Source organism: Pseudoxanthomonas sp. PXM02, from assembly GCF_014851805.1.
Lineage (GTDB): Bacteria > Pseudomonadota > Gammaproteobacteria > Xanthomonadales > Xanthomonadaceae > Pseudoxanthomonas_A.
Window position 1 is genome coordinate 914,348 of the sequence record NZ_JACVAK010000001.1, and the last position, 12,279, is coordinate 926,626.

At 67.6% G+C, this 12,279-nt stretch carries 10 protein-coding genes and 1 pseudogene; 5 read left to right on the plus strand and 6 right to left on the minus strand.

The features are described from left to right. Positions 1–2 precede the first annotated feature (2 nt). Positions 3–377, plus strand: coding sequence for a DUF1428 domain-containing protein (locus IB225_RS20330; RefSeq protein ID WP_345776594.1), 375 nt, complete (start codon positions 3–5; stop codon positions 375–377). Positions 378–880: 503 nt separating this feature from the next. Beyond that, positions 881–3,451, plus strand: a complete 2,571-nt coding sequence (locus IB225_RS04390; protein WP_345776569.1) for a TonB-dependent receptor — start codon at positions 881–883, stop codon at positions 3,449–3,451. Between the two features lie 49 nt (positions 3,452–3,500). Here the strand turns inward: IB225_RS04390 and IB225_RS04395 are convergent, their stop codons facing one another. Continuing rightward, positions 3,501–4,418, minus strand: coding sequence for a LysR substrate-binding domain-containing protein (locus IB225_RS04395; RefSeq protein ID WP_192310021.1), 918 nt, complete (start codon positions 4,416–4,418; stop codon positions 3,501–3,503). Positions 4,419–4,567: 149 nt separating this feature from the next. Here IB225_RS04395 and IB225_RS04400 point away from each other — a divergent pair, with 149 nt between their 5' ends. Both IB225_RS04400 and IB225_RS04405 read left to right on the plus strand, forming a co-directional pair. Beyond that, on the plus strand, positions 4,568–5,665 hold the full coding sequence (locus IB225_RS04400) for an alkene reductase (RefSeq protein ID WP_192310022.1): 1,098 nt from the start codon (positions 4,568–4,570) through the stop codon (positions 5,663–5,665). Positions 5,666–5,719: 54 nt separating this feature from the next. Next, complete coding sequence (locus tag IB225_RS04405) at positions 5,720–6,733, plus strand: aldo/keto reductase (RefSeq protein WP_192310023.1); 1,014 nt, start codon at positions 5,720–5,722, stop codon at positions 6,731–6,733. Between the two features lie 48 nt (positions 6,734–6,781). Here IB225_RS04405 and IB225_RS04410 read toward each other — a convergent pair. The 5 genes and pseudogenes from IB225_RS04410 to IB225_RS04430 all read right to left on the minus strand — a co-directional run. Then, positions 6,782–7,579 (minus strand): annotated as a pseudogene (locus tag IB225_RS04410) (TIGR03915 family putative DNA repair protein); the annotation flags it as partial. 9 nt (positions 7,580–7,588) lie between these two features. Continuing rightward, positions 7,589–8,839, minus strand: coding sequence for a putative DNA modification/repair radical SAM protein (locus IB225_RS04415; RefSeq protein WP_192310025.1), 1,251 nt, complete (start codon positions 8,837–8,839; stop codon positions 7,589–7,591). 154 nt (positions 8,840–8,993) lie between these two features. Continuing rightward, positions 8,994–9,911, minus strand: a complete 918-nt coding sequence (locus IB225_RS04420) for a TIR domain-containing protein (RefSeq protein ID WP_192310026.1) — start codon at positions 9,909–9,911, stop codon at positions 8,994–8,996. Positions 9,912–10,043: 132 nt separating this feature from the next. Beyond that, entirely contained in the window at positions 10,044–10,715 is a 672-nt protein-coding gene (locus IB225_RS04425) for a ChrR family anti-sigma-E factor (protein WP_192310027.1), read from the minus strand. After that, a complete protein-coding gene (locus IB225_RS04430) occupies positions 10,712–11,236 on the minus strand; it encodes a sigma-70 family RNA polymerase sigma factor (protein ID WP_345776595.1) in 525 nt (174 codons plus the stop codon). The genes IB225_RS04425 and IB225_RS04430 overlap by 4 nt, the downstream gene beginning before the upstream one ends. A 246-nt stretch (positions 11,237–11,482) precedes the next feature. Here IB225_RS04430 and IB225_RS04435 point away from each other — a divergent pair, with 246 nt between their 5' ends. After that, positions 11,483–12,274: a hypothetical protein gene (locus IB225_RS04435; protein ID WP_192310029.1), complete on the plus strand. Its 792-nt coding sequence runs from the start codon at positions 11,483–11,485 to the stop codon at positions 12,272–12,274. The last annotated feature ends 5 nt before the right edge of the window (positions 12,275–12,279 follow it).

Genomic DNA, 12,279 nt, shown 5'->3' on the forward strand with positions numbered 1-12,279 from the left:
GCGTGCCGTCGTCGTACGTGGACGGCTTCGTCCTTCCGGCGCCGGCGAACGGCAAGGACGCGTTCACCGACTTCGCCGGCACCTACGACGCCATCTTCATGGAGTACGGCGCCGCCCGCATCATCGAGGCCTGGGGCGACGACGTGCCACACGGCAAGCAGACCGACTTCTTCCGCGCGGTGCAGGCCAAGGACGACGAGAACGTCGCCTTCTCGTGGATCGAATGGCCGGACAAGGCGGCGCGCGATGCGGGCAACAAGAACGTCATGGCGGACCCGCGCATGGATCCCGCCAGCCAGGGCGACACTCCGATGCCGTTCGACGGCCAGCGCATGATCTACGGCGGCTTCATCCCGGTGGTCGAACTGCGCGCCTGATGCCGTGCCATGCCGGGGCGCGATGTGTCGCCCCGGCATGGAATGTCGTGCGCTCGATAGTGCATGGCGACACTCACGCCGGCTTCACGCCAGGCGTTTTCACGCGACGGCTGCACACGCTTGCATACACGTGTATTCATGCGTTTCGTTACGCATGCACGTTGCTGATGCAATGCGCACCACGTCAGTGCGTAACGCAGAAACCGTATGGAAACAGCGGCATTCGGGACATAACGCCGATTACCTTTTTGTCGTTCCGCTTCGCCATGTGATGGCCGCCTCACTTCACGCGCTTCACCGCCCCCTAAGGTGGTTGCGGTAACGCGACGCTGTTGCAGAACAGCGTTACGCCGGTTACCGATGTGCTTGGGACAGCGCTTCATTCATTGCTTCCCGCACACGAGAGGGACTCACCACTTCCAACGCACTATTTAGGGGCGCATCGCATGGGCAAGAGAGAGAAGCCGTACGCAGGTGTTTCGAGGGCGCCGTTGGCGTCCGCAGTGAGATGGGCCTTGATCGCCGCCGCGCTGGCCGGCAGCAGCACCGCCGTCGCCCAGACGGCAGAGCCGGCCGCCGCGCCGGCCGCCACGCAATCCAGTGAGGAAGCCACGACGCTCGATACGGTGTCGGTGCTGGGCAGCCGCGGACAACCGCGCTCGGTCGCATCGTCCGCGGTGCCGATCGACATCATCAATGCCGAGGAGTTCCGCAACCAGGGCGCCACCGACGCGCTCGACCAGCTGCGCGTGCTGGTGCCTTCGTTCAACGTCAGCACCATTCCGATCGATGACGCCGCCAGCCTCATCCGACCGGCCAACCTGCGCGGCCTGCCGCCGGACAACACGCTGGTCCTGGTCAACGGCAAGCGCTTCCATCGCTCCGCAGTGATCACGTTCCTGGGCCACGGCCTGTCGGACGGCTCGCAAGGTCCCGACCTGTCGGTGTTCCCGTCGCTGGCGCTGGAACAGGTGGAAGTGCTGCGCGACGGTGCAGCGGCGCAGTACGGCTCGGACGCCATCGCCGGCGTGGTCAACTTCGGCCTGAAGAAGATCAGTGAAGGCGGCGCGTTCGAAGCCTTCGCCGGCCAGTACTACGAAGGCGACGGCTTCACCACGCAGTACTCCGCACAGATCGGCCTGCCGTTGACGTCGAACGGCTACGCCACGTTCACCGCCGAATGGCGCCAGGCCGACGACACCTCGCGCAGCGTGCAGCGCAACGATGCCGCGGCCGCGATCGCCGCCGGTTATCCCGGCGTGCCGGTGCCGGCGCAGATCTGGGGTTCGCCGAAAGTGGACGACGACCTGAAGTTCGTCGCCAACCTCGGCATCACCGGTGAGAGCGTCGACGTCTATCTTTTCGGCAACTACGCGCAGCGCGAAGTCGATGGCGGCTTCTATTTCCGCGATCCGACCGCACGTTCCGGTGTGTATTCCAACGACGGCGGCGAGACGCTGCTGATCGGTGACACCACCGGTGCCGGCGGCTGCCCCACCATCGCCCTGCGCGACGGCGCCGGCAACCTGATCCCGTACAGCACGGTGAGTGCGGCGGTCGCGGCGCTGCCGTCGAACTGCTTCACCTTCCTCTCGACGCTGCCCGGCGGCTTCACGCCGCGCTTCGGCGGAAGCCTGGAAGACATGTCGGTGGTCGGTGGCGTCAAGGGCACCTGGGGCAATGCGTGGCACTGGGATGTCAGCGCGACGTACGGCCGCAACGACATCGACTTCGTCATCTACAACACCGTCAACGCCTCGCTCGGCGCGGCGCAACCGCAGGGCCTGCGCTTCAATCCCGGTGGCAACACGCAAACCGAGAAGGGCGTGAACTTCGATGTCGGCACCGACATCGAGACCGGCTTCACCGTCCAGCCCCTGCGGCTGTCGGCGGGTGCCGAATGGCGTGAGGAGAGCTTCGAAGTGAAGGCCGGCGACGCCGCCTCGACCGGCATCGGCCCGCTGACCGAGCAGGGCTTCGCACTCGGCTCGAACGGCTTCAATGGCTTCAACCCGCGTACCGCCGGCGAGTGGGACCGCAGGAACTGGGCGGTGTACCTGGACCTGGAAGCCCAGTTCACCGAGCAGTTGCTGCTGGCGGCTGCGATCCGTCGCGAGGACTTCGATGACTTCGGCAGCACCACCAACGGCAAGCTGACCGCGCGCTACGACGTGACCGACACGTTCGCCCTGCGCGGTGCGTACAACACCGGCTTCCGTGCACCCACTCCGGGCCAGGCGAACATCAGCCAGATCAGCACGGCGTTCAACGGCAGCGTGCTGGAAGACATCGCCACGCTACCGCCGACCAATCCCATCGCCATCCTCAAGGGCGCGCGCGCCCTGACGCCGGAAGAGTCGAAGAACGTGTCGCTGGGCATGGTGTGGAGCAGCGGCGACTGGCTGGTCACCCTGGACGGTTACCGCATCGAAGTCGAGGACCGCATCGCGCTGAGCACCAGCTTCGCGCTGACGCCGGAAGAGCGTGATGCGCTGGTCGACTCGGGCAATCCGGAAGCCGCGTCGCTCAGCTCGGTCACCTACTTCGGCAATGCGTTCGACACCACCACCACCGGTGTCGACCTGGTGACCAGTTGGGAGACCGACCACTTCGGCGGCACCACGACCTACTCGCTCGCGATGAACTGGAACAAGACCGAGGTGGATCGCTACGACCCCGACTTCATCAACGAGGCCCGCGTCTACAAGATCGAGGAGTCGCTGCCGAAGACCAAGGGCTACTTCAGCATCAACCACCAGCGCGAGGTCTTCCACGCCAACCTGCGACTCGGCTACTACGGCTCGTGGTACGAAGACCACCTGGACAGCGGTGCGATCACCGTGGAAGACGGCGGCCTGCCGATCTACGAAGACAGCAAGGTGATCGTGGATGCCGAGGTGGGCTGGAAGTTCGCTTCCGGCCTGTACGTCAACGTCGGTGCGCAGAATCTGTTCGACGAAACCCCGGACGACAACCCTTGGGGCGCGGCGGTCGCCGGCGCGGCCTATCCGGTGCACTCGCCGTACGGTTTCAACGGCGGTTTCTACTACGCCCGCGTGGGCTGGAAGTTCTGATCGTGTCGTAACCGGATGCCGGTGTCCCGCAGGGGCACCGGCATCCCGATCACCCGCGCGTCGCCCCGGTCGCGACGTCCTTCGCCACTTCCGCGACCAGCGCGCGCAACCACTGGTGCGCGGGATCGTGGCGATAGCGCACATGCCAGGCCATCTCCAGCGGGAACGTCCCCAGGTCGACCGGGGCCGGCAATACCTTCAATCGCGGATCGCGCGCCAGCCGCGCACAGATCAGCTTCGGCAGCGTGGCGCAGTAGTCGGTGGCCGCCACCAGTTCTGGAATCGACAGGAAGTGCGTCACCGACACGGCGACCTCGCGCCGCAGGCCCTGCTTCTCCAGCGCCTGGAACAGCCCGGCGCGCAGCTTGCCCGGCGGCACCACGTTGACGTGGCGCAACTGCTCGTACTGCGCCTTCGACAGGCGCTTGTTGACCACCGGATGATCGGCCCGCACCACGCAGGCGATGCCATCGTCGCCCAGGTGCTGCACCACCAGATTGTCCGGGGGCTCGACGAACCGCCCCAGCACCATCGCGGTTTCGCCTGACATCGCCCCTGTCTCGGCCAGATCGGTGCCGAACGGGACCAGGCGCAGGCGGATGCCCGGTGCGCGCTCGCGCAGCCGCGCCGCGATGGCGGGTACCAGCACGAACTCGAAATAGCTGTTCGGCGCCAGGGTGAAGAGCCGTTCTTCCTTCGCGGGATCGAACTGGCGCTGGCCCAGCACGGCCGCATCCAGCTGCGCCAGCGCCGCCGCGATGCCGGGCGCCAGCTCGACGGCCTTCTGTGTCGGCTGCATGCCGTAGCGCTCACGGATGAACAACGGGTCCTGCAGCATCTCGCGCAGCCGCACCAGTGCGTTCGACAGCGCCGGCTGGGTGATGCCCAGCCGTTCGGCGGCACGGGTGACGTTGCGCTCGTCCATCAGCGCCAGGAACACGGGCAGCAGGTTGAGGTCGTAGCGCATGCAGTCATATTGAATTCCATATATCTGGAATTCAACAAATAAATTGGCCGAATGCCTTGGCGGCGCGCAGGCTGTGTCCATCCCGGCGAGGCGCCGGATCGGCAAGCGAAGGCGCCTCTCCTCCCCGCACCGCCCTCCCGGAGTCCGCCATGTCCAACGCCGCCCTGTTCTCCCCCACCCGCCTGGGTGCCATCGAGGTCCGTAACCGCATCGCGATGGCGCCGCTCACCCGCTCGCGCGCCGGCATGGACGGCGTGCAGACGCCGCTGGCCGTCGACTACTACGGCCAGCGCGCCTCCGCCGGGCTGATCATCACCGAAGCCACCAACATCTCCCGCCAGGGCCGCGGCTACGCCTACACGCCAGGCCTGTACACCGATGCCCACGTTGACGCGTGGAAGCCGGTCACCGAGGCGGTCCACGCCCGGGGCGGCCGCATCGTCGTGCAGCTCTGGCACGTCGGTCGCATGTCGCACACCAGCCTGCAGGAAGACGGCGTCGCCCCGGTCGCGCCCTCCGCGATCCAGGCCGGCGGCAGCGTCTTCACCGAAGCCGGTCATGTGCCGCCTTCGATGCCGCGCGCGCTCACCACCGACGAGATCGCCGGCATCATCGAGGACTACCGCCAGGCGGCGCAGCGCGCGAAGGACGCCGGCTTCGATGGCGTGGAAGTGCACGCCGCCAACGGCTACCTGCTGGAACAGTTCCTGCGCGACAGCACCAACCATCGCGACGACCGCTACGGCGGCTCCTTGGAGAACCGCGCACGCCTGCTGCTCGAGGTCACCGAGGCCGTCGCCGGGATCTGGGGCGCGGATCGCGTCGGCCTGCGCCTGTCGCCGCTGTCCACGGCCGTCGGCAACACCCCGCTGGACAGCCACACCCTGGAAACGCACCTCTACATCGCCCGCCGCCTCGGCGAGATGGGGCTGGCCTATCTGCACGTGGTCGAAGGCCAACTGCATGCCGGCAACGGCGCCGACGATTTCGATGTGAAGGCACTGTGCGACGCGTTCGGCGGGGCCTACATCGCCAACAACGGCTACGACCGCCAGCGCGCGCTCGACGCCACCGCCAGCGGCCACGCCGACATGATCGCGTTCGGCAAGCCGTTTATCGGCAATCCCGATCTGGTCGAACGCCTGCGCGACAACGCGCCGCTGTTCGACGCGCCGACGGCCGGTTACTTCGGCGGCGGCGCGGAAGGCTATACGCAGTTCACCGCGCCGCAGGCCGACGCCGCCTGACCGCCGCGCATCACCTCTCCCCCTCACCGCATCCCGATCCCCCAGGAGTCCACCATGTCCCTCCACGATCTGCTTCCCGGCAAACTCGGCTTCGGCACCGCCCCGCTCGGCAACATGTTCCGCGACATTCCGGAGGCCGAAGCGCGCGCCACCGTCGATGCCGCCTGGAACGACGGCATCCGCTACTTCGACAACGCACCCTTCTACGGCGCTGGCCTCGCGGAAATCCGCATGGGCGACGCGCTGGCCGACAAGCCGCGCGATCAGTACGTCATCAGCACCAAGGTCGGTCGGCTGATCCTGGATGAGGTCGAGGACATCAGTGCCCGCGACCTCGGCGAGAAAGGCGACGTTTTCAAGTACGGACGTCCCAACAAGATCGTCAACGACTACACCTACGACGCCACGCTGCGCTCGATCGACGACAGCCTGAAGCGGCTGAAGACCGACCGTATCGAGATCACCTGGGTGCACGACATCGCGCAGGACTTCTACGGCGATGAGTGGCTGTCGATGTTCGAACAGGCGCGCACCGGCGCCTTCCGGGCACTGGACCGTCTTCGCGACGAGGGCGTGATCCAGGCGTGGGGCCTGGGCGTGAACCGGGTCGAGCCCATCGAGCTGCTGCTCGACCTCGAAGGGCCGCGTCCCGACGGCTTCCTGCTGGCAGGCCGCTACACCCTGCTCGACCATGCACGTGCACTGCAGCGCGTGATGCCGAAGGTGGCCGAACGTGGCCTCGGCATCGTGGTCGGCGGTCCCTACAGCTCAGGTGCGTTGGTGGGCGGTCCGAACTTCGAGTACGCGCCCGCCACACCGCAGATCCTCGACAAGGTGGCGCGGATCAAGGCGCTCGCCGACCGCCATGGCATCAGCGTCAAGGCGGCAGGCCTGCAGTTCGCGCTGGCCAATCCTGCCGTCGCCGCGGTCATTCCCGGTGCCAGCAAGCCGGAGCGCATCGCAGAGGACAGCGCGGCGCTGAAGGAAACCGTCCCCGCCGGCTTCTGGCGCGACCTGCGCAGCGCGAATCTGGTGCACCCCGACGCCCCGCTGCCGGCCGGCGCCTGATCCGGGCAGTTACCACCGCCTTCGTCAACGCGAAGGCGGTTTGCGTTCGGGAATGCGACGACGCGGTGCCTGCGCTTCCCGCTCGTCCATCTCGCGCACGCGGCGGCCGGCCTCGCGGATCAGATCCGGCAGCAGGTGCGCCTCGGGCAGGTGCTTCCAATACTTCTGCGGCATTTCCTGCCGCATCATCCGCGTGTTGAGCCGCGCCGGATTGAAGATGTTGGCGTAGTACGTCCGCCACAGCGCGTCCTCGGCATCGTCGGCCGGGGCATCGGCACGTTGCGCACCCTCACCCGCCCACAGGTCCGCCCCGTCCCATTGCACGCTGCGATACGGCGTCAGGATCGCCCAGCGCATGCCGGCGAAGCGGCGCGTGAAGAATGGCGCCACGCGGTCGACGATGTAGTGGTCGGGTTCGAACCAGGCGATATAGGCGTTGTCCTCGCCATCGACCTGGCGGAAGCGCACGAACGCCTTCATCTTGTGCGTGTCGCGGCGAACGGCCTGCGACCAGCGCGTCGCCCGGTGCACATCGACATCGGTAGCGCGATCCAGCAGCGCACGCTCGCCGTTGCCGATCCGCCACAGCAATCGATAGAGCAAGGCGTGGCGACCGGCATCGCGATGACACAGCACGGACGCGGCGAACGACATGAACTCCGCGGGCACCGACAGGCCCGTGCGACGCCCGGGCTGGTCCAGCACCGCCGCCGCCGCGAGCAGCTCGCCCTGCGCGTCGGCCTGCCATTCCACGGCTTCCGGCGGCAATTCCGCTTCCCAGGCATGTCGCGCCTGCGAGCGCCACGCATCCAGATCCCACGCAGGCATCACGGTGGCGCGGAACATCCCCACGCCTCAGCCGAACAGATCGGCCTGGCGCGGCGCCGGCGCCAGTTCGCTGCGCAGCCGCACCGGATCGTCGAGGCGCTGCCGCGGATGGTGGTCCAGCAGCACGACGAACGGCAGCACTTTCTGCAGCGGCGCACGCAGCCGCGCCAGGTCCGCCACGCGCAGCCGGCCCTGGCGGCGCGAGTCGACGATGCGCTGCACGTTGCGCGCACCCAGTCCCGGCACGCGCAGCAGCATCTCGCGCGGCGCCGTGTTCAGATCAACCGGGAACCGGTCCGGATGGCGCAACGCCCAGGCCAGTTTCGGATCGATGTCCAGGTCGAGCATGCCGCCTTGCGTGCCCACGTCTTCGACGATCTCCTTCACGTCGAACCCGTAGAAGCGCAGCAGCCAGTCGGCCTGGTACAGACGGTGCTCGCGCTGAAGCGGCGGCGCACGCAGCGGCAGCTGCGTGGATGCATCCGGAATCGGGCTGAAGGCGGAGTAGTACACGCGCCGCATGCGGAACTGCCGGTAGAGCGCATCGCTGCTGGTCAGGATGGCGCGGTCGTCAGCCGCGTCAGCGCCAACGATCATCTGCGTGCTCTGCCCCGCCGGCGCGAACTTCGGCGGTCGTTTCCGCTTCGGTTGCGCTTCCTTCTTGTCGGGCTTGGCCGCCTGGATGCGCCAGTGCAGTTCGCCCATCGCATCGCGGATGCCCTGCGCCTCCTTCTGCGGCGCCAGCTGCTTCAGGCCGGCTTCGGTCGGCAATTCGACATTGATGCTCAGGCGGTCCGCGTAACGACCGGCGGCGGCGAGCAGTTCCGGTGATGCTTCCGGAATGGTCTTGAGGTGGATGTAGCCGGCGAAGCGGTGGTCCTCGCGCAGGCTGCGTGCGACTTCGACCATCTGCTCCATGGTGTAGTCGCCGTTGCGGATGATGCCGCTGGAGAGGAACAGCCCCTCGATGTAGTTGCGCTTGTAGAACTCCAGTGTCAGTCGCACCACTTCCGCCGTGGCGAACCGTGCGCGCGGCACGTTGCTCGATACGCGGTTGACGCAGTACGCGCAGTCATAGATGCAGAAGTTGGTCAGCAGGATCTTCAGCAGCGACACGCAGCGTCCGTCCGGCGTGTACGAGTGGCAGATGCCCATGCCCTCGGTGCTGCCGATCCCGCCCTTGCCCAGCGAATGGCGCTTGCCGGCGCCGCTGGACGCGCACGACGCGTCGTACTTGGCCGCATCGGCGAGGATCGAGAGCTTGTCTTTCAGTTGCATGTCGTCATTCTAGCCAGCGCCCTCTCGCACGATGAGACGAAACGTGGACGCAACACACGCCATCCGCAGTGTCTGAACGGGAACGCCGACGTCGAGGACAGGATTGCGCCGCCCGTGTCCGTGAAGACGATCTGCATGGCTGCCATCACCCACACTAGACGGCGAGGATCGACTTCCAGTGCGCCAGCCGGTCCGCGATCAGCGCCGCTCGCTGGCGATCGTCGCGCCCATCCAGGATCGCGATCTCCTCCGGCTCCGCGCGCAGGTAGACGCCCGCCGTGCGCGCGTTGACGTCGTCGCCCCGGGTCGTGAAATAGCCGGTGGCGCGCTCCGACGACTCCAGCCTGACCTCGCCCGTGCCCTCCAGCTGCGGTGAATCCGGGTGCAGGGGACGCTCACCCTTCCAGTAGTAGAAGACCGCAGAACCGTCTTCCTTTTCGCGCATCGCCTCGCTCCAGTAGCGCGACGACAGCGTGCCGTCCGCATGCCAGCCGCTGCCTTTCATTTCCAGCGCACCGGCGCGGTTGCGCACCAGGCGCACCAGCCCCAGCGCCGAGGGTTCCTTTTCGGTGCGCTGGGTCAGCGAGAACTGCCACCACGCACCCTCGATGCGCGAAGACAGACCTTCGCTCTGGATGGCATGGCGCAACTTCTGGCAGATCGCCTTGGTTTCGGCGGCCGTGCCTGCGCCCTCGTAACGCACGCAGGTCAGGCCCAGCAGGTCGGTGGGCAGCTTGGCGCCACTGGCATGCAGGATGAAGGTGCGCCGCATGCCCAGCACGCCACCGAACAGGCCGGCTTCGAACACGACGTTGTCGCGCGGCGATGCCTGCCCGGGCAACGACTCGTCGACCGCCGGCGTGCGCGTGGTCCAGTCGTCCTGGGCGAACACGAACGCGGCGAAGTCCACCTGCCGCGTCAGTTCCAGCAGCCGCCCCAGCGTGGTGGTGCCGGGATTGAACGTGGTGGTCCAGGGCTCCACGTCGGCGACGTCTTCCAGACCGCGCGTCAGCGCCTGCAGCAGCTTCGCCTGCTTGCCCGACGATCCCAGGAAAATCCGCGGCTTGGCCATGCTGCGTACCCGATGGAGGGAATCGATGCCGCCAGCGTAGCGCCAACATCGCCTCCGGAGCGCCGACGCCTCACCGGTCTTCCGACCTACGGTAACCGGGATGCCGACGGAGCCGTCACCAGGGCTGGGCGCCTACAGCTTGAACAACGGCTGCAGCCGGCGTGCCAGCCAACCCGGGAAGCGCAGCGGTGCGTCCAGCGCGGACACGCAGATGCAGGCCGCGCCCGGCACCGTCACCGGCTGGTGTTCGACATCGCTGTCGAGGTCGGCCACATCACCTGGCGCGAACTGGCCGAGCGCATCGTGGTAGGCACCGCGCAGGATCTGCGTCAGCTCGGTGCCGCCGTGGCCGTGCACCGGCATGCTGCGGCCGGGGCCGATCTTCAGCAGCAACAGTGTGCCGGTCTTCGTGTTGGGCGCGCGGATGCAGTGCACGCCGGGCGCCATCCAGCGCCACTTGAGCGCGCGGTAGGAACTGCCGAAGTACGGATGCAGCGGCATGGGCAGGCGGTCATCGTCCTCGTACGGCGCGCCACGCGGCGTCGGTGCCGCGGGTGCGGGCGACGGATCGTCCAGACATTGCAACATCGCCTCACGCAGGTCCGCGAAGCGATCCGCCGCGACCATGGTCGGCTGCTGGTGTTCGATCAACTGGCCGCCGATACGCTCGGCTTCCTCCACGCGGGCACGGCAGTGCGCGCAGGTTTCCAGATGGGTGGCGGCCACGGTCGCCACTTCCACCGCGAGCGCGCCGGCGGCGTAGCTGACCACGGTGGAAGGATCGAGATGATGATGCGGATTCACGACTGACCTCGTACCAGACCCTGCAGGCGCAGGAATGCGCGCCGCAGGTGCGATTTCACGGTGCCCAGCGGCATCTGCAGTTCGTCCGCAATGTCCTGGTGGCTCTTGGCCTCGAAGTACGACATGCGCATCAGCCGGGCCTGCACAGCCGGGAGTTCCTCGATGCGGCGCTGGAGATGGGCATGCTCCGCGTAGTCCTCGGCCGAACTGAAGGGGCGCGCCATCTCCTCGTCGCTGGCGGGCAGCGCGTCCTCCAGCACCTGCACCCAGCCCGGTTCGCGTCGCACGCGGTCGATATGGAGGTTGCGGCCGATGCGGAACAGCCACGTCGACACCGCCCCCTGCTGCGGGTCGTAGAGCGAGGCGCGCTGCCACAGACGCAGCAGGGCTTCCTGCGCAAGTTCTTCCGACACGCTGTCGGGACTGCCGAGACCGCGCAGGTAAAGGCAGAGCCGCGGCATGAAGTGGTCGTACAGGCGCATGAAGCTGGCACGGTCGCGCAGCCGGGCCACCGCGACCATGTCGCCGGTCCAGTCGTGGGCGTCGCGCGGGGAAGGCGTGGGCGTGGACACCGTCCGGGCCGCCCCGGGGGGCGGCAGTCTCCTGATGAAATCGGACGGCATGGTAATGCCCGCTCCCGTTGCGGCTCGTGACGGCAGGCTCTACGGGCTATCGGGCGATTTGGATGCAGGGCGCATCACGCCCCTGCCTGCATCCGCCAACGAAGCCACGCCGTATGCACGACCAAGCCCCCGGAGACCGGTCGCATGCCTGCACGTCCCTTCCCGTCCGCGCTGGCCTGTGCGGTGATCCTCGTCGCCGTGAGCCACGCCGCCGCGGCGACCACGGAGATCCAGCAGCAGGAAGCCCGCGCCTACACGCGCAAGGGCGACACGCTGCTGTACCGCGAGTCCCACTGGCGCTACCGGCAGGACGGCGACGCGCGTCGCCTGGTGCTGTACCGCTGCCCGGACGGCCGCGCGTTCGCACGCAAGACGGTGGTCGAACGCCCGCGTGCGCAGGCACCGGACTTCGATTTCGAGGATGCACGCGACGGCTACCGCGAAGGCGTGCGCAGCGGACCGCAGGGACGCGTGGTCTACGTGCGCGAGGGCACGAAGGCACCGCAGAAGGAACGTCCGCTCGCGGTTCCGGCCGATGGCGTGATCGATGCCGGCTTCGACGCCAGTGTGCGCCTGCACTGGGACAGGCTGCGAGGCGGCAGCGCGGTGACGCAGCCGTTCCTGCTGCCGAGCCGCATGGCGTTCATGCCGGTCAAGTTGGAGCCGGGACCCTCGGTCCGCTGGAACGGCGTTCCCGCACAGCGCCTGACCATGCGGCTGGACCGCTGGTACGGCTTCGTCGCACCGACGATGCAACTGACGTACGCCAGCGCGGACCAGCGATTGCTGGAGTTCGCAGGCATCGCGACGATCCGCGACATGAAGGGAAAGCACCAGGACGTGCGCATCGCCTTCCCGCAACCGGCGGTGTCCGCGGATGCGCGTGCGTTGCGGGAGGCGCTGGCGACACCGCTGGTGAAGCAGTGCACGTCTTGAGCGAT